Here is a 24,352-nt window from a genome sequence, read left to right on the forward strand (position 1 = left end):
GCGATTTGAATGAAGATATTGGTGATTGGTAAAGGAGGGCGTGAACACGCGCTCGTCTGGAAGCTGGCACAGGATGAACGGATCGAGACAGTGTATGCTGCGCCTGGGAATGCCGGGATGACACAAGCTACATGTGTTCCGATCGCCGAAAATGCCATCGATGAACTCGTGGCGTTCGCACAAGACGAACAGATTGATTGGACGATCGTCGGACCAGAAGGACCACTCGTTCTCGGGGTCGTTAACGCCTTTCAGGCAGCGGGACTGCAGGTTTTCGGACCGACACGGGAAGCTGCGGCAATCGAGGGAAGTAAGCAGTTCGCGAAAGAATTGATGGCGCGTGCCGGTATTCCGACCGCTGCTCACGCCGTCTTTACTTCAGCAGCAGAGGCAGAAGCGTATGTTCGCAAAGCGGGTGCACCGATTGTCATCAAAGCCGACGGCCTCGCTGCCGGAAAAGGGGTCACGGTCGCAGAAACTGTGGACCAGGCACTTGCAGCGATCCACGATACGTTTGCCGGGGAATACGGGCAGCAAAGCCGCGTCGTCATCGAAGAGTGTTTGGTCGGGGAAGAATGTTCGTTGATGGCGTTCGTCCACGAGGAGACGGTCATTCCGATGGTGTTGTCGCAAGATCATAAACGGGCATTTGACGGTGACTTAGGTCCGAACACAGGAGGAATGGGCGCGTATTCACCGTTACCTCAGTGGGACGAAGCAGCGTTGACGACAGAAGCTGTTGATCGCATCATACAGCCGCTCGTCGATCAGATGGCAAGCGAAGGAATACCGTTCACTGGCTTCCTCTATGCCGGTCTGATGTTGACGAAACAAGGACCGTTCGTCATCGAGTTCAATGCTCGGTTCGGTGATCCGGAAACGGAAGTCATTCTCCCACGCTTAGAGACACCGTTACTTGATGTCATCAGACCACTGATGGACGGACAGACACCAGAAGTCGTTTGGACGGACCAAGCAGCTGTCGGTGTCGTCGTCGCTGCAGAAGGATATCCAGAAGCGCCAAAAACGGGACAAATGATTCCACTCGATCAGATCGGGGATGACCTTCTCGTTTTTCATGCCGGAACAGCAGAACAATCCGGTCAACTTGTCTCAGCCGGTGGACGTGTCCTCGTCTGTGTCAGTCGTGCAGAGACGATCGAGCAAGCTGTCGAACAGGTCTATGCGAACTTACCAGACGTAACGGATCAGCCATTCTTTTACCGAACTGATATCGCTCAAAAAGCCTTTCGTGCCTCACATGAATCATGATAGTTGAACCGGACGCACTCGACAGAGTCTCGTCTGGTTTTTTTATTTCTTGGCGAAGTGCACGAAAAGATTTGTCTTCCATGGCGAATTTGTGTTATTTTGACCAAATGAATCCGGAACGGGGCAAAACTTCTTGAAACTTACTTAGCAACATTTTAGTATAAGAACTATAAGAAAGCGTTTTCAATAAAATAAAGGAGGTCGAGCTTTCGTGAAAAAAAATTGTGGAAGATCCCCTTGGACGAAATCTGAAGTACGAACACACCAAGCGGTCATCAGCGGAAAGCTTGCACCGACACTTGTCATACAGAATGCCACTTACCTAAATCATGGCGTCAAAGCATGGCGGACGGCGAACATCTGGATCAGTGGCGACCGGATCGTCTATGTCGGTCCAGAGATGCCGGAACAAGCCGATGCCTACCATGATGCGACAGGTCAATATATCGTACCCGGTTACATTGAACCTCATGCCCATCCGTTTCAACTTTATAATCCAGCGAGTCTTGCAAAATTCGCAGCAGAGCGAGGAACATCGACCCTCGTCAACGACAACATGTTGTTATTATTAGAGCCGACGGAGCAAGCGTTTGCTCAAGTCGAGGCGCTAGCGGACCTACCGACCTCGATGTACTGGTGGGCACGACTCGACGCGCAGACCGAGCTTGATGCCGATAGTATCTCGATCGATAATCGCCGGATTCAAGCATGGCTTAAACATCCACAAGTCATCCAAGCGGGTGAGTTGACGGGATGGCCACGTCTCTCGCAAGGGGACGATGAACTGCTCCACTGGATGCAGGATGCGATCAAACTTGGAAAACCAATCGAAGGTCATTTTCCTGGTGCTTCAGCGAAGACGCTGACAAAGATGGCGCTGTATGGTGTGACGAGTGATCACGAGGCAATGACGGTCGAAGAAGCGATGACACGTCTTGAACTTGGTTATACGACGACGATTCGTTATTCATCGATTCGTCCGGATCTACCGGATATCTTTAAGGGGCTTGTCGAAGCGGGATTGACGCAGTTCGATAAGGTACTAGTGACAACAGATGGTTCGACACCGTCCTTTTATAAAGCGGGTATGATGGATGAGACGATCCGACTGATGCTCGAGGCAGGCATTCCGGTCGAAGAAGCATACCGGATTGCGTCATACAATGCAGCACGTCATTTTAATCTCGATCATCTACTCGGAAGTATCGCGCCAGGACGGATTGCACATCTCAATTTCCTTGAGGCAAAAGATGCTCCGACACCTGTCGCTGTACTTGCGCGCGGCATATGGGTCCGTCAAGCCGACATTCCATGTTACCCAGCAGAAGCGCTTGATGCTGCTTATGCCCTTATGCCACGATCAGAAGTCCAGATTTCCTTAACGGAGCAGGATTTTTCATTCAGCATGCCGGTTGGTCTTGAAATGGTCAATTCCGTCATCATGAAGCTCTATCAAGTCGAGCATGACACGAGTGTACCTATGCTACCAGCAGGTTGCGATGAATCCTTCCTGATGCTACTGGACCGCGAAGGGAAGTGGCGTTTGAATACCGTCTTGAAGAACTTTGCGACACAAGTCGGAGGTCTCGTCAGTTCGTACTCGATTAGTAGTGATATTTTGATGATCGGTAAATCAAAACGAGATATGCAAGTCGCGTTTGAGCGGATGAAAACATTTGGCGGTGGAATCGTTCTCGTCGAAGACGGAGAAGTCATCGCTGAAGTTCCATTGACCTTAATGGGGCAGACGTCCGACTTACCACTCGAGGATTTGATCGTTCAAGAAACCGCTTTACGGGAGGCATTATTTGCCCGTGGATATGCCTTTGAAGATCCGGTCTATACGTTGCTATTCTTAGCATCGACACATCTACCATATGTGCGAATCACACCACAAGGTATTTACGAAGTCCTTCGGAAAAAAGTCCTTTTCCCGGCGATTTTGCGATGACGCTTGAATTTTAAAACGTCGCGCTTTAAACTATTAAAGAGCAATTGAATGGGAAAGGGAGTCACAAGATGCAACTCGATAAATTGCGTGGAAAAGAATTAGATCAGTTATTTACAGCCATCATGAAGATGGATTCATTAGAAGATTGTTATACGTTGTTCGAAGACTTAGCGACCGTCAACGAAATCCAGGCGCTTGCCCAACGTCTGGAAGTCGCACGTCAATTACGTGAAGGCAATACGTATCACAAAATCGAAAAGGCGACCGGTGCTTCAACAGCAACGATCTCGCGTGTCAAACGTTGCTTGAACTACGGTTCTGGTGGTTATGACTTAGCACTCGCCCGTTTAGGTCTTATCGAGCAAGAAGTAGCGGATAACTAATGTTATCCGCTACTTCTATGAAGGGGGGCGCACCGATATGGATTTTGCGTTACAACAAAGAATTCAACATTTCATTCGAAAGCTGACGCCTATCCAGTCGCTCGTCATCATCTACTTCGTTGCTGTCATCATTGGGATCATTCTGCTCGGCTTACCGTGGTCGACGAAAGGAAATTACGACTGGGACTTCACGGACCTGGTCTTCATGGCGGTCAGTTGTGTTAGTGTCACCGGTCTGACGACGGTCTCGGTTTCGGATACCTTTACGACGTTCGGGTACTTCATGATCATGATTTTAGTACAAGTCAGCGGGATCGGCTTGATGTCGCTTCATATCGCGATGTGGGTCATCCTCGGAAAACGAATTGGCTTTCGGGAACGTCAACTTGTCGTCCGAGATCAAAACCAGACGACGATGCAAGGTGTCGTCAAATACATTCGGGAAGTCATCTTGATCATCGTCTCGATTGAGTTGATCGGAGCATTGATTCTCGGGCTGTACTACACAAAGTATTTTCCGACGCTCGGAGAAGCGATGCTTCAAGGGTTGTTCGGATCGGTCAGTGCGACAACGAACGCCGGTTTTGATATCACGGGAGAATCGTTACTGCCGTTTCGCGGGGATTTGTTCGTCGTCTTCATGCAAATTCTGCTTTTGACGCTCGGCGCGATCGGTTTTCCGGTACTCGTTGAAGTCCGGCGTTATATTTCGTACCGGGCAACACGTCAGGCGACACGTCAACCGTATCATTTTTCACTGTTCACGAAATTGACGGCGTCGACGTTCTTCATTCTCGTTCTCTTTGGAATGGTAGCACTACTACTATTCGAATGGAACCAATCCTTTAAAAGCTTACCAATCGATGAGAAGCTCGTCGACGCCTTGTTCCAATCCGTTACGACTCGTAACGGTGGATTGACGACGATCGATATCACGTCCTTCTCACAAGCCTCGATTTTTGTCTTGTCGCTCTTAATGTTCATCGGAGCGTCACCGTCTTCCGTTGGTGGGGGGATTCGAACGACGACGTTCGCCGTCGCTGTCTTGAGTGTCATCGCCTTCATACGAGGGGAATATGGTATCAAAATCTTCGGTCGTGAGATTGGTCAATCGGATATTTGGAAAGCCTTTGTCGTCATCGTCGTCTCGACTGGCGTGACGATGGTTGGATTGATCGTCTTGTTGATCGTTGAGGACGCGCCGTTCCTGGTGCTGTTCTTTGAAGCGTGTTCAGCGTTCGGTACGACCGGTCTATCACTCGGCATCACGGATCAATTATCGGATATCGGAAAATGGACGTTGTCTGTGCTGATGTTCATTGGTCGAATCGGTGTCATCTCGTTCGTTCTTCTGTTGAAAGCGAACCAACCGAAACGTAACTACAACTATCCGAAGGAATCCGTCATTATCGGATAAGGAGGCTCTTGTATGAAACGTGCCTTTTGGATCAACTTCGCGTATATCTTTGCTGTGCCTGTCTTACCGTTTTTGGCGCTCGTCAATGGGCGAGCGCTCTGTTCGCCAGATTCACCGTTACTGGACGTTCCGGTACTCGGCTTCTTTTTGGCAGAACCGTGGGCATTCGTGCCGGTATATGCCGTCTTTGCGTTGTTACTGGCGTCACTGTTGACGAAACGACGGACACACGTCTGACCATCTCGCTCTGCGCGAGATGGTTTTTTGTTTTATACTGAATGTGGAATGAGAAAGAGAGGATGGGACGAACCGTGTTATTACCTTTTAATGAATGGCGACATGTCTTTAAACTAGATCCAGCAAAACCAATTGATGATGCTAGCCTACAGGCGATTGCGACGTCCGGAACGGATGCGATTCTTGTCGGTGGAACAGATGACATCACACTCGATGCAACGCTTGATCTCTTAATGCGTTTGCGACGATATCCAGTCGCGGTGGCACTTGAGATTTCAGAACTCGAAGCCGCAACGATGGGATTCGATACGTATTTGACGCCGACGGTCCTGAATGCGGGAACATTAGAGTATGTCGTCGAAAAACAGGTCGAGGCATTAGAACAAGTCGGTCATATGCTGGCGCACGCTGATCTTGTCGGGGAAGGGTATATCGTCCTGAATCCTGATGCGAAGGTCGCGCGTGTGACACAAGCAAAGCCGTTAACGTTGGATGAAACCGTCGCTTACGCACAACTTGCGGATAGCGTCTTCCGCTTACCGGTCGTCTATCTCGAATACAGTGGCGTTTACGGGGAACCGGAACGAGTAGCAGCCGTTCGCGATGTGTTGAAGCAGGCACGCCTGTTTTACGGCGGCGGCATCGACTCCGAGGAGCGGGCGCGTGAGATGTTGCAGTATGCGGATACGATCGTCGTTGGGAACGTCATTTATGAGGATTTAAAAGCAGCGCTTGCGACCGTCGCAGCGACACGATAAAATATAGGAACAAAAGTTCGGAATATAAGAAATGAGGCTATTGATATGTTTAATTTGAGTGAACAGCTCGTCAGTGGACTAAACCCTGAGCAAGCAAGAGCAGTCAAGCATACGGAAGGTCCACTGCTGATCATGGCAGGAGCCGGTTCCGGGAAGACACGCGTCCTGACACACCGGGTCGCTTATTTGATGGCGGCTAAACAAGTCGCGCCGTGGAACATCCTTGCGATTACGTTCACGAACAAGGCAGCGCGGGAAATGCGGGACCGGATTGGTCGTTTGGTCGGTGGTGTCGCAAACGATATTTGGGTCTCGACCTTCCACTCGATGTGTGTCCGGATGTTACGTCGCGACATCGATCAGCTTGGATACGATCGCAACTTCACGATCCTTGATTCAAGTGATCAGCAATCGGCGATCAAGCTCGTCTTAAAGGAACAAAACTTGGACCCTAAAAAATGGGATCCGCGATCGATGCTGACGATCATCTCGTCACAGAAAAATGAATTACGCAGTGCTGAATTCTACGCCTCGATCGTGACGAGTCCGTATGAGAAGACCGTTGCTGAAATCTATAAAGGATACGAAGCGGTCCTACGCCGGAACAACGCGCTCGACTTTGATGATCTAATCGGAAAAACGACAGAGTTATTCAAGAAGAGTCCGGATGTCCTTGCGTACTATCAGAAGAAGTTTCGCTACATTCATGTTGATGAGTATCAAGATACGAACAAAGCTCAGTATGATCTCGTCAATCTGTTAGCTTCGGGACATCAGAATCTCTGTGTCGTTGGGGACTCGGATCAGTCGATTTACCGCTGGCGTGGTGCTGACATTGCGAACATCCTCTCGTTCGAAGAGGATTATCCGAATGCAGCCGTCATTCTACTCGAGCAAAACTACCGTTCCTCGAAACGAATTTTGGAAGCGGCCAACCATGTCATCCAAAACAACTCAACACGTAAAGATAAGAAACTTTGGACGGATAACGACGAAGGCGAGAAGCTGATCGTTCATACGGCAGAGAACGAGCGGGAAGAAGCATTTTATATCGTCCAGGAAATTCGGAATTCACTTCGCTACGGGATGAAACTGAGTGATATCGCGATTTTATACCGGACGAACGCACAATCGCGTGCGATCGAGGAAACACTTCTCAAATCGAACGTTCCGTACAAAATGATTGGCGGCACGAAGTTCTACGATCGTAAAGAGATCAAAGACGTGCTCGCTTATCTCCGTTTAATTTCGAATCCGGACGAAGACCTGTCCTTCGCGCGAATCGTCAATGAACCAAAACGCGGTATCGGCGCGACGACAATTGATAAGCTGCGTGATTTCGCCGATTTACAAGGCGTGTCACTGATGGAAGCGATTCGCGATATCGAATTGTCGAGTATCGCACCAAAAACGGCAGCGAAATTGACGGATTTCCGGACGATGATTCTCGGACTCAGTCAAATGCAAGAATTCATCAGTCTTTCAGAACTGGTTGAAGAAGTGCTTGAGAAATCGGGCTATCGTCAAGTGCTGAAGGAAGATAAGACGCTTGAAGCACAGAGTCGTCTTGAGAACATCAACGAGTTTATCACCGTTGCACAGAACTTTGAGAAGGAGACGGCAAAAGCCGATCCGGAAGACCGGACGATCATCGCCTTCTTGACTGACTTGACACTCGTCGCCGATGTCGATTCACTCGACGAGACGGATCCGGAAGAACAAGTCACGTTGATGACACTCCACTCGGCAAAAGGACTCGAGTTTCCAGTCGTTTTCTTGATTGGGATGGAGGAAGGTTTGTTCCCGCATAGCCGTTCGCTTCAAGATGAAGACGAGATGGAAGAAGAACGTCGCCTCGCGTATGTCGGGATCACACGTGCTGAGAAACGTCTTTACTTGTCACATGCGCGGATGCGCTCCCTGTACGGACGAACGAACGCAAACCAAGAATCAAGGTTCCTAGCGGAGCTGCCGGAAGTCGTCATCGAGCGGACCGGTAAAAAAGCGAAGCCACTCCCATGGGAAGATCGCCCTGTCCCACAAGGCAAAGCGGTCATCGGTCGTTCAATCAGTAAACCGACAGCAATGAAGACGTCAGGTGCGGAAACGCTCGGTTGGTCGGTCGGAGATAAGGCAGAGCATGGGAAATGGGGACTCGGTACAGTCGTCCAGACTCGGGGTGAAGGAGATAATCTTGAAATCGATATCGCATTCCCAGCAGTCGGAATTAAACGATTGCTCGCAAAATTCGCACCGATTAAAAAGGTATGACGGGAGGTCCACAGATGGATGCAAGCCAGCGTATAGATGAGATTCGTCAAACATTGAACCGATATAGCTACGAATATTATGTACTGGATCAACCAACGGTACCAGATGCGACGTACGATCAATTGCTTCGTGAACTGACGGAGCTAGAAACAGCGCACCCGGAACTGATCACACCAGACTCGCCAACGCAGCGCGTCGGTGCAGCACCGCTTGAAGCGTTCGAGAAAGTGACGCATGACTTACCGATGCTGTCACTCGGAAACGTCTTTGATGAGACAGAAATTCGCGAATGGGTCGCTCGGATTGAGCGGTCGCTCGGACGTTCGACAACTTATGTCGCCGAACTGAAATTCGATGGACTTGCCATCTCGCTGAAATACGAAGACGGTCGATTCGTTCGTGGGGCGACGCGGGGTGATGGAACAGTCGGCGAAAACATCACGCAGAATCTACGGACAATCAAAGCCTTACCACTTCGTCTGCAGGCAGAAGAGACGGTCGAAGTTCGCGGTGAAGCCTATATGCCGAAACAATCGTTCGAACGATTGAATGAAGACCGGGCAAGCCGGGAAGAGACGTTGTTCGCGAATCCACGTAACGCGGCAGCAGGTAGTCTGCGTCAGCTGGATTCGTCGATCACGGCGTCGCGTAATCTGTCGTTGTTCGTGTATGGCGTCGGCGTCAATACGTTGACGGCTCGTTCACATAGCGAAGCGATGGCACAACTCGCTTCACTTGGCTTACCGACCAATCAACATATGCAGACGTGTGAGACGGTCGAAGAGATTCTTGCCTACATCGCACATTGGACAGAAGCACGTGCGAGCCTGCCATATGAGATCGACGGAATCGTCCTGAAAGTCGATCGATACGATGATCAGGAAGAGCTCGGCTTCACAGCAAAAAGTCCCCGCTTCGCGACAGCCTATAAGTTTGCGGCGGAAGAAGTCATGACGACAGTCGAAGACGTTGATTTCAGTGTCGGTCGGACCGGGAAAGTGACACCGCGTGCCCGTTTTGCACCGGTCGTCGTTGCAGGATCGACGGTGACGTATGCAACACTGCATAACGCTGATTTCATCGCCGAAAAAGATATTCGCCTTCAAGATTCGGTCATCATCAAAAAAGCGGGAGATGTCATCCCGGCAGTCGTACAAGTCGTCACGGCAGAGCGAACGGGAGAAGAGACACCAATCGTCTTCCCGACCCATTGTCCGGCCTGTCAATCGGAACTCGTCCGTCTCGAAGGCGAAGTCGACATCCGCTGTGTCAGTCCGGAATGTCCAGCGCAATTGATGGAAGGTATCATTCACTTCGTTTCGCGTCAAGCGATGAACATCGATGGTCTCGGTGAAAAAGTCGTCCGTCAATTGTATGACCATGAAGCAATCCGGACGATTGCCGATTTATATCGACTCGATCGCGACGAGTTGTTGACGTTCGACCGAATGGGTGAGACGTCCGTTGATAAATTACTTGCGGCGATCGAAGCCTCGAAGCAGAACTCAGTCGAACGTCTCTTGTTTGGTCTCGGAATTCGACTCGTCGGTCAAAAAGCGGCGTATCTCTTAGCGGAACGTTTTGATTCGTTAGCAGGGATTGCGGCAGCTAGCTACGAGGAGATCGTCGCGATCGATGGTATCGGTGGGAAAATCGCGGACTCCATCGTAAAGTACTTCGAGCACCCAGAAGCACAAGCATTGATTCGTGATTTGGAACAACTCGGTGTTAATCAACAGTTCCTTGGTGAACGAGTTGATCAGACGAATGCACCGCTCGGTGGAAAAACGATCGTCTTGACGGGAACACTCGAAAGCCTAAAACGGTCAGAGGCAGGGAAGCGTCTTGAAGCACTTGGTGCCGATGTGACGGGAAGCGTCAGTAAAAAGACAGACGTGCTCGTCGCAGGGGAAAAGGCAGGTTCTAAGCTGACGAAAGCAGAATCGCTCGGCATCGAAATTTGGGATGAAGCGCGTCTGTTAGAAGAATTAGCCAAACACGAGGCTTAAGACCACTGCTATATGAACTAAATGAATAAAGGAAGGCGGGATTCCGCCTTCCTTTATTCGTATTGATCCAATTGTCACGAAGCAATCGTCTCGCTTCGAATTAAGGTACCTTGTTTGATGAGACGATTCGTTGCCGTTTCCGGTGGATCGCAAGTGATCAACGTAATCGTCGGAGAGGCGACGGATTGATTGAGAACGGACAACGTCGTCGGTGTGACGAGACGACTTGACGTGATCCGGTACGTATACCGATGTGTTTTCGTCGTGACGATAACGGTATCGCCTTTCTTGACGTCAGGCAGACGATTGAAGTGGAGACCTTCTGTGAAGCTTCGGTGTCCGGCGAGCGCATAATTGCCTTTTCCAGGCGATCCGGTTTTCGGAATATGACCGATACTTCGATCGAGGACTGCTGTCGTCGACCCCTCTAAGATGACTTGTTCAAAATCAATGCTTGGTATCGAGAGTAATCCGACACCTGATTTTGCAAGAGGTTGTTTGGTTTCTTTTGCATCGACGATTTTTAGACTGTTGGTCCATTGTTTCTTTAAATGTTCAGCTTCTTGTTCGCGCTGATAATCACTGATGAAGGGCCAAACGATGAGTGCGATGCCTGCTAACAAAAAAAGCAGACCGATGAATTTACGGCGTGTCATGATAAAAAGTCCTTTCGGATGCGTGAGGGCGCATCATCTTTTTTGAAAAACAGGGGAAAACTTGTCCTTCCCCGATGGAAAACGATTCTGTTATGATAAAGAGAACGATTTGAAAACATGGGGTGCAAATAGAGATGAACTATAAAAAAGCAGTAGCGTTGACGTTATCGAGCACGTTATTTTTGGGTGCTTGTTCGTTCGACCTTTCGCCAAGTAGCGATACAAAAGAAGTCATTACTGAAAGTGAACAAGGTAAGGAAGTCCAAGCCGTCGTCAGTCCAGCCATTGATACGACGGATTCGTATTACCGGACGGTCTTACCGTTTCGTCCAAGCGTCGCACGTGGAATGACACAAAAGCGTGTCAGTTCGCGTCTTGAACTCGATGAAATCGAAACAGGATTGATGCGTCATTCGACACAATTTTTTGATCCGGAAAAATACTATTACCAAGAAGGTCAGTTACTCGAAGCCGACCAAATCGCAAAATGGTTGTTACGAAAAGGGAAAGCAGGCGATGGCGTCAGCGATCCTGAAGGTTTAAACCCAGCCTACACGTCAGGTAAGTCATATAAAGAAAAAAATCAAAAGTCACCTATGATTCTATCGCATATCTTAGAGCAAGACTACATGCTTGAAGAAGATAAGAAGCTTGAACTCGGTGGTACATCAATCGCTCTCGTCTTAAATAGTGAGTATGTTTTCCAAGATGAAAACTATGGACCGACCTATACCGTTAAACTTGATGAAAAGAAAGTCGTTGCTGAAGGGAAGCGGATGGCAAACAATTTAGTCAAGAAAATGCGTAAGACGCAGGGTATGAAGACGACACCGATTCACGTCGCCCTCTACCTCCAGGAAAAAGAAGGTTCACCGGTTTCCGGTCATTATCTCTCGTCTGCATTCATCGGTCGCGGGAATCAAATCAGCGCGAATGATTGGAAGAACTACAATGAACGCTATTACTACTACCCGTCAGCACGTGCAACGAATGATGTTCGTGATGATGCGGCGAAATTTGATTTATTCAAAGACCGTCTAGAAGACTACTTCCCGAACTACACCGGTATGATGGGGGAAGGCTTCTATCAAGAAGATGAACTTAAAAAGCTTGAAATGAAGATTCCCGTTCAATTTTACGGAAAAGCAGAACTCGTCGCATTCGTTCAGTACGTGACGTACCTGCTTGAGAATCGCTGGGAATATAATCGAAACATTCCGACGACGATCACTGTGACGAACTTGAACGGTGATACGGAAGCGATGCTATTCCTCGATCCGGATACAAAAAAACCAATCGTCAAGATTCGTTGATTTCTCCATTTACTTTATAAAGCGACATTCCTTATTTAGCGGAATGTCGCTTTTTTGTATGACGAACGCTTGAAGATAGAAGTATATGAGTATGAAAGGAAGGGTATGGAAGAAGAATGATATTTTGTTTCACTTTCCCATTTTTTAGATTTACGAAAGTCAGTAGGAGAGAGCATAATGGAAGAAGAACAGTTCTATAAACGGGGACGGCGCGATGAATCGCCAGTTCTTTTAAAGAAGATGATAAAGGAGAGATCTAGATGAATGGCGGTATCTATTCACAAATCGGAGCAGTTCGAGAAGAACTACCATCGTCCTCACGAAAAGTCGCAGACTACGTTTTGACGCATATGAACCAAATTGCGCGCATGACGATCCACCAACTCGCAGAGGAGTCGGATACAAGTGCTGCTGCAGTCGTTCGCTTTTGCCGTGCACTCGGATTAAAGGGATATCCAGAGCTGCGGATGCGGATTTCGGCTGATACGGCACGCACGGATTTAAAAGGATATCATGATATCGAAAAGGATGAACGTCCGGTCGACTTGATTGAAAAAACGCTTAGTAACAGTATTCAAGCGTTGCAGGATACAGCGAAGCAGTTAAATGATGATTGGATTGCAGAAGCGATCGGCGTTATCGACCAAGCACGTGCAATCTATTTTTACGGAATCGGGGCGTCACATGTCGTAGCGGAAGACGCTGCTCAAAAATGGACGCGTGTCGGGAAACTAGCGATTCAAGAAACGGATCAGCATCTACTTGCGACGATTTTAGCAAATGCACGCCCAGAAGATGTCTTTTTTGCGATTTCCTACAGTGGTGAGACAGAAGAAGTCGTCGAGTTGATTCGCTTGGCGAAAATCCAAGGGTTAAAGGTTATTAGTCTGACGCGTTTTGGGGACAATCGGATCAGCCAACTAGCAGATATTGCGCTTTGGACTTCGCGCGCACCGGAAGCACCGCTTCGTAGCGCGGCACTCAGTTCACGACTGGCTCAACTGTTTGCGATTGACGTCTTATTCTTGTCCTATGCTGCGGGACACTATGAAGATACACTCGAACGTCTCCAATTTACGCGGAAAAGCGTTAAGACACTGCATCAAAAAAAATAAGGGGGATACATACATGTCAGAACGAACTGCCGGACTAGACGCGTTGTATCCGGAAATGGTGGAGCGTCGTCGTTATCTCCATCAGCACCCGGAGTTATCGTTTCAAGAAGTCGAGACACCGCGTTATATCGCGCAACATTTAAAAACGCTCGGAATCGAAGTCAAGACAGGAGTGGGTGGACGTGGTGTCGTCGGGTACATTCGTGGAGGAAAACCGGGGAAGACCGTCGCGTTACGTGCCGACTTCGATGCTTTACCGATTGCTGACGGAAAAGAGGTCGCGTATCGATCGACAGTTCCGGGCGTGATGCATGCGTGCGGTCATGACGGTCATACGGCGACGTTGCTTGCCGTCGCAAAGACGCTCATGCAACAGCGGGAATCGTTACCGGGGAATGTCGTCTTGATTCATCAACATGCGGAGGAAGTCGTCCCGGGTGGTGCGCGAGATATGATTGCCGACGGTTGTCTTGAAGGGGTCGATGTCATCTTCGGAACGCATCTTTGGTCAACGATCGATCAAGGACACGTCGGTATTCGAATCGGTCCGATCATGGCAGCGGCTGATAAGTTCGAGCTGATCTTATATGGAAAAGGCGGACACGGTGCGAAGCCACACGAGACGATTGATGCTGTCTTACTCGGGGCAACGATCGTCAAGGAATTACAATCGATCGTCAGTCGTCAACTTAATCCGCTAGAGCCGGCAGTCGTGACCGTCGGAACGTTGCACGCGGGGGATACGTTTAATGTCATCGCAGATCAAGCGACATTAACAGGAACGGTCCGAACGTTTAATGAAGCGACAGCGGACGAAATCATTGAGCGGATGGAGCAGACGATCAAAGGAATCTGTCAGGCGGTCGGAGCGACGTATCAATTTACATACGAAAAAGGGTATCCAGCTGTCGTCAACCATGCGGTACCCACCGTATTGATCGAATCCGTCGCACGAGAAATCTTAGGAGACAAGCATGTATTTGAAATCGAACCGACAATGGGCGGCGAGGACTTCGCGTATTATCTGCAACACGTACCCGGTGCATTTTTCTTTACAGGAGCCGGGGACGCTTCCTATCCACCGCATCATCATCCCCAGTTTGATTTTAAAGAGCCAGCGATGCTTGACGCAGCGCGTATTCTAGTCGAAGCAACGTGGCGGTATTTAGAACAAACTGCTGAAGCATGAAAAAATCGCTCGTCTTGACTCCGAAAAGGAATCAGGGCGAGCGATTATTGTCTTTTTAACCTAAAATTTCTTGAACACGACCAACTTGTCCGTCTTCTAGGCGTACTTTGATCCCGTGCGGATGCTGCGGTGATTTCGTGAGAAGGTCTTTAACGATGCCTTCTGTTCGTTTACCTGTTCGTTGATCTTGTTTCAACACGATGCTGACTTTAAGACCAGGTGTGATATTTTTACGTGTTTTACCGTCCATCTGTAGATCCTCCCATCGTTCATTTCCTGTTTGGCTATCAGTATAACATGGTTCAGCCGGTGAAACTTGTTTGTCGCAAGGACGTAAAGTGAAAAGAGAACAGAATGTCAGAAAAAAGTTTGACTATATTTGACCAATTAAGATGTGACTTTTATAATTAAGGTAATGAAGTATAGGAAAAGGAAGTGAACTCGAATGGCAAAAGACTATTATCAAACACTCGGTGTCGCAAAGGATGCATCGAATCAAGATATCAAGCGCGCGTACCGCAAACTGGCGAAGCAATATCACCCAGACGTCAACAAGGAGGCGAGTGCGGACCAGCGCTTCAAGGATATCCAAGAAGCCTTCGATGTGCTTGGGGATGAGGAGAAACGAGCCCAGTACGATCGATACGGCAGTAACTTCGACCGGATGGCAGGTGCTGGAGCTGGGGGCGCTGGAGATTATGAAGATCTGTTCCGACAGTTCGGAGGTGGTGGACGGACACGACCTGGACAATCGTTCGGATTTGAAGACATGTTCGGTTCGTTCTTTAGTCAGGAAGAAGTGTCGACCGATGAAGAGCTTGAATTGACGGTTCCACTCAGTCATCTCAGTACGAATGAAAAAGTCACGGTGCGTCTTGCGACTGGTTCGATTCAGTTGACGCTACCGAAAGATGTCTATGACGGCAAAAAAGTCCGCTTACGTGGAAAAAGTTCGATGCGTAACCGACAAGGTGTCGCGGGAGATGTTTACGTGACGATTCACCTGAAGGATGACGATCAGTTCCGACGGGTCGACCAAGACGTCATCTCGACCGTCCGCGTTCATCCGACGACACTTGTACTTGGAGGAGAAGTCGTCGCAGATACACTTGAAGGAAAACGAATTAAACTGAAAGTCAAACCGGGCACAAAACCAGGAGCACGACTTCGGATTCCAAATCGTGGTCTGAGTCAAGCGAATGGTCATCGTGGGGCATTACTCGTCCAACTCGAAGTCAAGTTACCTGAGATGGACCGCGCCTTTTATGAAGAGTGGGAACGTCAACTTGCAGTGAAGGAGTGATCAAGGATGGATTTTGAACGTTTAACGAATCGGGCACATGAGGGAATCGTCTCTGCCCAAGCGATTGCGAAACAACGTCGTCATAGTGAAATCACAGAGTGGCATTTGTTACTTGCCTTACTTGCTCAAGAAGAGGGAATTGCACGGGTCATTTTTGAAAAGTTGAATCAACGGATTGAGACATTGAATGCAGCGATTGACGAAGCGATTGGTAAGCTTCCGGCTCTGTCCCAGGCGACGACGCCACGGATCGGGGGCTCGTTGCTGAACGTGTTGACGGAAGCGGAGACGGAAGCGCGACTCATGCAGGATGACTACGTCTCCGTTGAGCACTTATTATTAGCCCTGATCAAACAATCAAGTCCAGCAACTCAATATTTACGTCGTCAAGGCATTACGGAAGAGACACTTCGGGAAGCGATCGTCAGTATGCGAGGCAATCGCAAGGTCACGACGAAAAATCCCGAAGAGACGTTTGATGTGCTGAAAAAATATGGACGCGATCTCGTAGCGGACTTCCGGTCCGGGAAAACGGATCCAGTCATCGGTCGTGACGATGAAATTCGACGTGTCATCCGGATTTTAAGTCGGAAGACTAAAAATAATCCCGTCTTAATCGGAGAACCTGGTGTCGGGAAAACGGCAATCGTTGAAGGACTCGCGCAACGGATCGTCCGAGGAGATGTACCCGAGAGTCTCAAAAACAAGCAGTTGTTCAGTTTAGACATGAGTGCGCTCGTCGCTGGTGCAAAATACCGTGGTGAGTTCGAAGAGCGCCTGCAGGCGGTCTTGAATGAAGTCAAGGAAGCCGAAGGACAGATTCTCTTATTCATCGATGAGCTGCATACGATCGTTGGTGCCGGAAAGACGGACGGCGCAATGGATGCCGGAAACATGCTCAAGCCGATGCTTGCGCGAGGAGAATTGCACTGTATCGGTGCGACGACGCTTGACGAGTACCGGAAGTATATCGAAAAGGACCCAGCGCTCGAACGTCGCTTCCAACAAGTCCTCGTCGCGGAACCGGATGTCGAGGATACGATTTCTATTCTGCGTGGATTAAAGGAACGGTTCGAGATTCACCACGGTGTGCGGATTCATGACAATGCACTCGTCGCGGCGGCGATGTTATCCGATCGGTATATTACGGATCGGTTCATGCCAGATAAAGCGATTGATCTCGTCGATGAAGCATGTGCGATGATTCGGACGGATATGGAGTCGATGCCGGCTGAACTCGATTCCCTCGTCCGCCGGGTCATGCAGCTCGAGATCGAGGAAGCAGCATTAAAGAAAGAGACGGATGAAGCATCCCGGAAACGACTTGCCGTCTTACAGCAAGAACTCAGTTCTGCCCGAGAAGATGAGAGTGCGCTTCGGACAAGATGGGAACGGGAAAAAGAGAGTTCGCAAAGTGTCCAACAGTTACGCGCGGATCTTGAGAAAGCGAAACTGGCGTTACAAGAAGCCGAGGGGCGCTATGACTTAAACCGGGCATCAGAAATCAAGTACGGTCAAATTCCAGACCTTGAAGCGCGTCTGAAAGTCGCGGAAGAATCATCTGAACACGTCTCCCACGAACTGGTTCGGGAAGCGGTGACGGAAGAAGAAATCTCCGACATCGTCTCGAAATGGACCGGCATTCCAGTGACGCGGCTCGCGCAGGGCGAACGGGAAAAGCTACTCTATCTCGAGGATACGCTTCATGAGCGTGTCTTCGGTCAAGACGAAGCGGTTCGTCTCGTCGCGGATGCTGTCATTCGAGCGCGAGCAGGTATCAAGGATCCGAATCGTCCGATCGGCTCGTTCTTGTTCCTCGGTCCGACAGGAGTCGGGAAGACAGAACTTGCAAAAGCCTTGGCGGCAGCGATGTTTGATAGTGAAGATCATATCGTCCGCATCGATATGTCGGAGTATATGGAAAAACACAATGTCTCCCGCCTAGTCGGTGCGCCTCCAGGATACGTTGGTTATGAAGAAGGCGGTCAATTGACGGAAGCCGTCCGACGGAGCCCGTATTCGGTTCTTCTATTCGATGAGATCGAAAAAGCGCACGGAGATGTCTTCAATATCTTGCTTCAGTTGCTCGACGATGGTCGGTTAACAGATGCGCAAGGACGTGTCGTCGACTTCAAGAACACGATCGTCATCATGACATCAAACATCGGTGCGCCCATCTTGCTTGAAGCAGCAAAAGATGGTGTCATCGATGCGGCGGAAGAAGAAGCCGTTCGCCAAGAACTGAAGCGTCACTTCCGACCGGAATTTTTAAACCGGATTGATGATACGATTTTGTTCCATCCACTCCACCGGACAGAGATCGAACGAATCATCGACAAAGCGGTCGAGAAGATGACTTCTCGCTTGTCTGGACGCGGCATTACGATTAATGTCACGGATGCTGCGAAGACGCTGATCTTTGAAGAAGCATTCGAACCGCAATACGGTGCGCGTCCAATCAACCGTTATATGCAACGGACGATTGAGACGAAGCTTGCCCGAGCTTTGATCAGTGGGGCGATTCAAGATGGTTCCCAGATTGCGATCGATGTAGCAGACGGTGAACTAGTCGTAAACGGATAAAGCAGATGCTAGAAAAAGGAGTCGACTCGGCTGAAACGAGTCGACTCCTTTTAGCGTTTACGGAAGAACCATATCCGCATCCACCAGATGCGTGATAAGCTAGAAAAAAAGAGAAAGAGGGAACGCCATGAATGTTACACAAGCCCAACTTGAGGAGTTGATTGAGGAGTGTCGTCCGTATACGGTGCTTGGACAAGTCGCAAGTTACATCCCAGAGCTTGCGAAAGTTGATCCGACCCAACTTGGTATCGCTGTCTGTAATGCCGACGGGACGTTCGTTTCGGCAGGTGATGCGGATACGATGTTTACATTACAGAGTGTGTCGAAGATCATTACACTGGCATTCGTCCTCGAGACATTCGGAGAAGATTATGTCTTTTCGAAAGTTGGGATGGAACCGACGGGTGATGCGTTCAATTCGATTGCGAAACTTGAAGAGACGATTCCGACAAAACCGCTCAATCCAATGATCAATGCAGGAGCACTAGCAGTGACCAGCATGTTGCCGGGAACGGATGCTGCGGATAAATTACTGCAATTGCGTCAATTCATCGCAAAACTATTGGATATTAAAGTAGAAATGGTAAAATATGACGCAGATGTCGCTGAATCAGAATTCGAAACAACAGATTTGAACCGAGCGTTGCTCTACTTCATGCGCTATCACGGCGTCATCGAAGGCAACGTCGAAGAGATCATCGACGTCTACACGAAACAATGTGCGATTTTGACGAACTGTAAAGGACTTGCCATGATGGGGAAAATTTTAAGTACATCTGGAAAAACGCCATCCGGGCGTCAAGTCATCTCGCGTCGTAACGCACGAATCATCCGGGCCATCATGACGACATGTGGCATGTATGATGCATCTGGAGAATTTTCTGTCCAAGTCGGACTTCCTGGAAAAAGTGGTGTTTCCGGTGCGGTCGTTGCCTGTGGTAGAAGTGATTTCGATATGGCTGATCTCGGAATCGGTGTGTTTGGTCCTTCCCTTGACGCGAAAGGCAATTCGATTGCCGGAACAAAGATGCTTGAACTACTTGTTCAACGTCACCCGTGAGCGATCTCAACTTGATCGAGTGCGTTACGCAGTTCATCCTCTAAGCGTTTGATCTGATGCAAGCGCTCTGCTTGATAAGCAGTCGGAACCTCGAATGACCGCCATCTTTCTAGTCGCTGATACGTGTCATTGATATGTCCGAGTTGCGTCTGGGTAGTTTTTAGACGATCGACAGCGGACTTCGGTTGATTCGTATAGGGACGCAAGTACTCGACCGTATAGCGGTACGCTTTCGTCGCAAGCCGCAACTCATGCATCCGTTCGATACGTTTTGGACCATCCTTTCGTTGTACTTTTTCAAATTGTTCACGTTTTTTCTCATAGCGTTTCTCCGCGGCATGAATCAGTTCTTTTTCTGACATCCGCTTGAGGCGTTTTGTCATCGGACTCGCTAAAAATCGACGGACGGATCGATCTAGTTCATTTGAGATCAAGAGATGCATCGTCTCAATCAAGGTCGAACGTTTTCCTTGGAGTTGTAAGGCGACATGGTTTGCGAACAATTGGTCGATTTCTGTTTTTTTCGAAGTCGCTTCGAGCTGTACGTCGAGATCGCGCACTTCACCGAAGGCGTGCATCAGACGCTTCCAAATCAAATAGACGGGTTCTTCCGTCAACTCGACCAATCGAGCGAACGTGATCAGTTTCCGCAAGCGAATCCGGGCTTGATGGATATCTTCCGGATTTTCAAACGTTTGTGATTCTTTGGCATAATGATTGAAGGTAGACCAGGTCTCGAGTAGTTCAAAAGTTAGCTTTTCAGTATCTCGATGGTTCATGAGATGAATCCCTCCTTGGATTGATTTCGTAAGAGTTCAAGAATGATGCGTTTTAAAATTAAGGAGGACTCCTCCTGAAATGTGGTGGAAACATGTTAGAAACAGTTACGTTCTCAGGAAAGATGAAACAATTCATGAAAATCTTCTTTCCAATTCTCGTAACGCAAGTCGCGTTTTATTTAATCAGTTTTTTTGATACGGTCATGGCCGGTCGATATGGCTCTGCTGATTTAGCAGGAGTCGGTGTCGGAACGAGTCTATGGGCACCTGTTTACACAGGATTGACCGGTATTCTACTTGCCGTCGCGCCGCTCGTTTCCCAAGCGATGGGAGCGAAACGCGAGCGGGAAGTCAAACGGATCGTCATGCAGGCGTTGTACGTCGCTGTCGTGATCATCGGTTTGACAGTCGTCATCGGACTTCTCGCTGTCAATCCGATTCTCGAGCGGATGGAGTTATCGGTAGAAGCGCGCGAAGTCGCGCGGAACTATCTCGTGATGCTAGCGCTCGGCATCGTGCCGATGTTCGTTTTCTTCGTCTTACGAACACTCATCGATTCATTAGGAAAATCGAACATTACGATGGTCTTACTACTAATCTCTTTACCCATTAACGTCCTTTTCAATTATCTATTCATTTTCGGAAACTTCGGTTTTCCGGAACTCGGTGGTGTCGGTGCGGGAGTTGCGACTGCCATCACGTACTGGATTCTTTGTCTAGCAATCATCGCTGTCGTCATGAAAGGAGAGCTGTTCCAGCGTCTTGGTGTTCTCCGACGTTTTTACCGTCCGGACATGAAGCGGATCAAGGAATTGATTCTACTCGGTGCGCCGATCGGTCTCGCGATTTTTTCAGAAGTCAGTATTTTTTCAGCCGTCACCTTGTTGCTTGGAGCGTATGGCGACGTCATCATCGGTGCCTATCAGGCTGCCATCAACTTCGCCTCGTTCGTCTATATGATTCCGTTGTCCGCTGCGTCCGCATTGACAATCACAGTCGGTTTCGAGGTCGGTGCTAAACGGATCAAGGATGCGGTTCAGTATGTTGGCATCGGGTTGACGATGTGTGTTGCGGTTTCCGTGTTTTCCGGTATCCTGTTGTACTTAAAGAATGAAGAACTCGCAGCGTTATATAGTCGAGACCCAAAAGTCATCGAAGCAGCTGCACACTTTATGATTCTCGCGATTTTCTTCCAATTGTCAGATGCCGTCGCTGCACCAACGCAAGGTGCACTACGTGGGTTCAAGGACGTCAACGTCACCTTCTTATTGACGATCGTAGCCTACTGGGTCATTGGACTACCATTAGGTTTTTATCTTGAACGCTACACAGCACTTGGACCAGATGGATACTGGTGGGGATTGATCATCGGTCTTGCGGTCGGAGCGACACTATTGCTTGTTCGTCTTATGTACTTAATCCGTAAATCAAGGAGGCTGGCATCTTGAAATTCTCAAAACAACGGCTCATGACGATTGCGAAGATCATCTTGCCGATCGTCTTGATCGGATTCATTTTTTATCAAGGACAAAATGAATTACGCAGTTTGTCTCTAAAGGAATCGATTCAAGCGATCCGCCAAGTACCATCTTGGCAGTTCATCCTGTTGATTCTCGCAGGTCTCGTGGCAGTCTCGACAATGTTCTTTTATGACTTCTTTTTGTTGCGCTCGCTAGAAGCAAAAGCACCAGTCGGATTGATTTTCCGAGCGTCCTGGATTGCGAACTCCTTTAATGGCATCATCGGTTTCGGAGGTCTCGCAGGGGTGGCCATCCGGTCCGCCCTGTATCGACCATTCGTTGAAGGCGGACGCCTGTTGAAAGCGATCGGTTGGATGGCGCCGACATTGATTAGCGGTTTGTCAATCTTATCGACGTTATCCCTCTTGCACGTCTTCCCAGCGTTTGAAGTGCTTGAAATGAAGAAATGGTTATGGCCTGTCATCATCGGTGTTGCCTTATTCTTCCCGCTCTATCTATTGTTCTCGTTTCGACGTGGGAACAGCAGCATTCATCCGAAATCGATTGCCTTATACTCCGTTGTATCGTTTGCGGAGTGGTTTAGTGCCGGTGTCGTCGTCTATCTCATTTTGGCAGCACTCGGAACAGACGTCAGTTTTGCAAAAGTGATCGGTGTCTTCATCATCGCTGCGACAGCCGGTTTGATTTCGATGGTACCCGGCGGATTCGGTTCATTCGACTTAGTCTTTTTGATCGGCATGCAACGTGCAGGAGTCGAGGAAGGCATCGTCTTGACGGGATTATTGATTTATCGTCTCGTTTATTACTTAATTCCCTTCTTAATCGGTGTCGTCTTCTCGGCTCGAGAGTTTAGTGGTCCAGTCGTCAAGATGATCGAAGATAAACCCATTGTTGGTCCGTCGGTTGAGGTCGGGGGTGTCATTTGGCGCTTGCAATTGCGATTCCTCAGTAAAATTCGTCACTTCACCTTAGCGTTGATTACGCTTGTCGCGGGTATCACGATCTGGGGGCTAGCGATTTTGCCACCGGTCTCGACACAATATGAATATCTGGAATCTAAATTGCCCCATGAAGCGTTGTTGCTCGCAAACAGTTTCTTTTTGATGGGCGGACTATTATTTGTCCTCTTATCGACGGCGCTCTATCGTCGAACGAAGCGTTCCTTGTATATGATGTATGGCGCATCGTTCTTCGCGCTGGTCGGGATGGCACTTCGTGGATTTAACTTGATTTCCTTCCTTGCCGTCGTCGTCGTCCTCGGATTGTTACTGATGTCTCGTAACGCGTTTCATCGGGAACGGACACTGATTACGACGTCGCGTTTCATCCGGGTTGCGTTCGTTGGTCTGTTGTACATTGGCGGGTTCGTCTTTTTCGGATACGCTTTTTATACACTCGGGTCGGCAGACGGAACAGAAGTGTATCCGTCGCATGAGATTTTCATGTTTGCCGCGAGCTCATCCATCTTTGCGCTCGTTTATGGATTAGTTTTCATACGCTTGTTTAACACATTTAATCAACCGGTGCTCGGGGAGCGGTTCGATGCTGAAAAAATCGAAACGGTATTACGTGAACAGGGTGGCAATTATTTGAGCCATTTGGCGTTTCTCGGAGATAAGCGCTTCTTCTTTTCCGAAACAGGTCGTTCGTTCATTCAGTTCAGTCAGACTGGCAACCGGATCATGGTACTCGGTGATCCAAGTGGAGATCCAAAGGAGCATTCACAAGTCATCGCCTCCTTCCTGCGCCGTGTCGAAGATCTCGGATACATTCCGAACATCTATCAGATTCAAGCACAAAACATGTCGCTGTATCATGATTTCGGCTTCAACTTCTTCAAACTCGGCGAAGAAGCGATCGTCGATATTCCGTCTTTCACCGTATCAGGAAAAAAACGAGCTGGACTTCGCTCGATTAAAAATCGCTTTGAACGAGAAGGTATGACGTTTGAAGTGATCGAGCCACCTTTTTCGGATACATTGTTAGCAGAACTGCAAGAGGTCTCGGATGAATGGTTAGGTGGGAAGTCTGAAAAAGGCTTCTCACTCGGTTACTTCCACAAACCTTACTTAAATCGAGCACCAATCGGCATCATGCGTGAAGCGGAAGGACGGTTGATCGGATTCATGACGTTCATGCCTGCTTACCAAGAGGGGGTCCTATCGATTGACTTGATGCGTTTTCGACCGGACGGACCGAACGGGATCATGGATGCGATGTTCATTCGGCTATTCGAATATGCGAAAGAAGAAGGCTACCGGACATTCAACATGGGAATGGCGCCACTCTCGTCCGTCGGCGAGGATGAAACGTCCTTCTGGCAAGAACGTGTGGCGGCAGATGTCTTCAATAATATTCGTTACATGTATAGTTTCACGGGTCTACGACGATACAAAGAAAAATACGATCCAAAATGGGAAGGGCGCTACCTTGCTTACCGAAAGCGGCAATCGTTACCGATAGCAATCTTAAAAGCGACGCGTCTGATTTCTCGAAAGAAAGACCGAATTTTATTACCCTGATCGACTGACGCATGAAGATGGCAGTAGACGGGTATACAAAGGGCGACCCTTTG

19 protein-coding genes are annotated in these 24,352 nt (G+C 48.9%); 16 read left to right on the forward strand and 3 right to left on the reverse strand.

Annotated elements, in window-relative coordinates; translation table 11 throughout:
• The first annotated feature begins 9 nt into the window (after positions 1–9).
• The 8 genes from purD to ligA all read left to right on the forward strand — a co-directional run bounded on the left by purD (position 10) and on the right by ligA (position 10,298).
• A complete protein-coding gene (gene purD / locus BW42_RS13725) occupies positions 10–1,272 on the forward strand; it encodes a phosphoribosylamine--glycine ligase (RefSeq protein ID WP_035412298.1) in 1,263 nt (420 codons plus the stop codon).
• Positions 1,273–1,483: 211 nt separating this feature from the next.
• Complete coding sequence (locus tag BW42_RS13730; protein WP_035412301.1) at positions 1,484–3,223, forward strand: adenine deaminase C-terminal domain-containing protein; 1,740 nt, start codon at positions 1,484–1,486, stop codon at positions 3,221–3,223.
• A gap of 68 nt (positions 3,224–3,291) precedes the next feature.
• Entirely contained in the window at positions 3,292–3,606 is a 315-nt protein-coding gene (locus tag BW42_RS13735) for a YerC/YecD family TrpR-related protein (RefSeq protein WP_023467078.1), read from the forward strand.
• Between the two features lie 37 nt (positions 3,607–3,643).
• Complete coding sequence (locus tag BW42_RS13740; protein ID WP_035412305.1) at positions 3,644–5,023, forward strand: TrkH family potassium uptake protein; 1,380 nt, start codon at positions 3,644–3,646, stop codon at positions 5,021–5,023.
• Positions 5,024–5,035: 12 nt separating this feature from the next.
• Positions 5,036–5,260: a hypothetical protein gene (locus tag BW42_RS13745; protein ID WP_035398958.1), complete on the forward strand. Its 225-nt coding sequence runs from the start codon at positions 5,036–5,038 to the stop codon at positions 5,258–5,260.
• A 62-nt stretch (positions 5,261–5,322) separates the two neighbouring features.
• Positions 5,323–6,018, forward strand: a complete 696-nt coding sequence (locus BW42_RS13750) for a heptaprenylglyceryl phosphate synthase (RefSeq protein ID WP_023467081.1) — start codon at positions 5,323–5,325, stop codon at positions 6,016–6,018.
• Positions 6,019–6,063: 45 nt separating this feature from the next.
• Positions 6,064–8,289 carry a DNA helicase PcrA gene (gene pcrA, locus BW42_RS13755; protein WP_035412308.1) on the forward strand — a complete coding sequence of 742 codons (2,226 nt, stop codon included), beginning with the start codon at positions 6,064–6,066 and terminating at the stop codon, positions 8,287–8,289.
• Positions 8,290–8,303: 14 nt separating this feature from the next.
• Entirely contained in the window at positions 8,304–10,298 is a 1,995-nt protein-coding gene (gene ligA, locus BW42_RS13760; RefSeq protein ID WP_035412310.1) for an NAD-dependent DNA ligase LigA, read from the forward strand.
• Between the two features lie 74 nt (positions 10,299–10,372).
• Here ligA and BW42_RS13765 read toward each other — a convergent pair whose 3' ends face one another.
• A complete protein-coding gene (locus BW42_RS13765; protein WP_035412313.1) occupies positions 10,373–10,954 on the reverse strand; it encodes a class D sortase in 582 nt (193 codons plus the stop codon).
• Between the two features lie 134 nt (positions 10,955–11,088).
• On the opposite strand from BW42_RS13765, the gene BW42_RS13770 reads away from it, so the two are divergent.
• The 3 genes from BW42_RS13770 to BW42_RS13780 all read left to right on the forward strand — a co-directional run bounded on the left by BW42_RS13770 (position 11,089) and on the right by BW42_RS13780 (position 14,571).
• The gene (locus tag BW42_RS13770; protein WP_035412315.1) at positions 11,089–12,267 is read left to right on the forward strand and encodes a CamS family sex pheromone protein; all 1,179 of its coding nucleotides are present in this window, start codon (positions 11,089–11,091) and stop codon (positions 12,265–12,267) included.
• 260 nt (positions 12,268–12,527) lie between these two features.
• Positions 12,528–13,382 (forward strand): MurR/RpiR family transcriptional regulator, encoded by an 855-nt coding sequence (locus BW42_RS13775; RefSeq protein WP_035412318.1) that lies wholly within the window; start codon positions 12,528–12,530, stop codon positions 13,380–13,382.
• A 13-nt stretch (positions 13,383–13,395) separates the two neighbouring features.
• Positions 13,396–14,571, forward strand: a complete 1,176-nt coding sequence (locus BW42_RS13780) for a M20 family metallopeptidase (protein ID WP_035412321.1) — start codon at positions 13,396–13,398, stop codon at positions 14,569–14,571.
• A gap of 55 nt (positions 14,572–14,626) precedes the next feature.
• On the opposite strand, the gene BW42_RS13785 is transcribed toward BW42_RS13780, so the two are convergent.
• Complete coding sequence (locus tag BW42_RS13785) at positions 14,627–14,821, reverse strand: YwbE family protein (protein WP_023467094.1); 195 nt, start codon at positions 14,819–14,821, stop codon at positions 14,627–14,629.
• Between the two features lie 195 nt (positions 14,822–15,016).
• On the opposite strand from BW42_RS13785, the gene BW42_RS13790 reads away from it, so the two are divergent.
• The 3 genes from BW42_RS13790 to glsA all read left to right on the forward strand — a co-directional run bounded on the left by BW42_RS13790 (position 15,017) and on the right by glsA (position 19,517).
• Positions 15,017–15,874 carry a DnaJ C-terminal domain-containing protein gene (locus tag BW42_RS13790; protein ID WP_035412324.1) on the forward strand — a complete coding sequence of 286 codons (858 nt, stop codon included), beginning with the start codon at positions 15,017–15,019 and terminating at the stop codon, positions 15,872–15,874.
• Positions 15,875–15,880: 6 nt separating this feature from the next.
• Positions 15,881–18,457 carry an ATP-dependent chaperone ClpB gene (gene clpB, locus BW42_RS13795; RefSeq protein ID WP_035412327.1) on the forward strand — a complete coding sequence of 859 codons (2,577 nt, stop codon included), beginning with the start codon at positions 15,881–15,883 and terminating at the stop codon, positions 18,455–18,457.
• A 127-nt stretch (positions 18,458–18,584) separates the two neighbouring features.
• Positions 18,585–19,517 (forward strand): glutaminase A, encoded by a 933-nt coding sequence (gene glsA / locus BW42_RS13800; RefSeq protein ID WP_035412330.1) that lies wholly within the window; start codon positions 18,585–18,587, stop codon positions 19,515–19,517.
• Here glsA and BW42_RS13805 read toward each other — a convergent pair.
• Positions 19,508–20,296: a CHAD domain-containing protein gene (locus BW42_RS13805; protein WP_035412333.1), complete on the reverse strand. Its 789-nt coding sequence runs from the start codon at positions 20,294–20,296 to the stop codon at positions 19,508–19,510. The two genes, glsA and BW42_RS13805, sit on opposite strands and share 10 nt — an antisense overlap.
• A 92-nt stretch (positions 20,297–20,388) precedes the next feature.
• Here BW42_RS13805 and BW42_RS13810 point away from each other — a divergent pair, with 92 nt between their 5' ends.
• Both BW42_RS13810 and mprF read left to right on the forward strand, forming a co-directional pair.
• Positions 20,389–21,744 (forward strand): MATE family efflux transporter, encoded by a 1,356-nt coding sequence (locus tag BW42_RS13810; protein WP_035412336.1) that lies wholly within the window; start codon positions 20,389–20,391, stop codon positions 21,742–21,744.
• Positions 21,741–24,299 carry a bifunctional lysylphosphatidylglycerol flippase/synthetase MprF gene (mprF, locus tag BW42_RS13815; protein WP_035412340.1) on the forward strand — a complete coding sequence of 853 codons (2,559 nt, stop codon included), beginning with the start codon at positions 21,741–21,743 and terminating at the stop codon, positions 24,297–24,299. Before BW42_RS13810 ends, mprF begins: the two co-directional genes overlap by 4 nt.
• The last annotated feature ends 53 nt before the right edge of the window (positions 24,300–24,352 follow it).

Origin of the sequence: Exiguobacterium sp. RIT341 (assembly GCF_000632205.1) — a bacterium.
GTDB lineage: Bacteria > Bacillota > Bacilli > Exiguobacteriales > Exiguobacteriaceae > Exiguobacterium_A.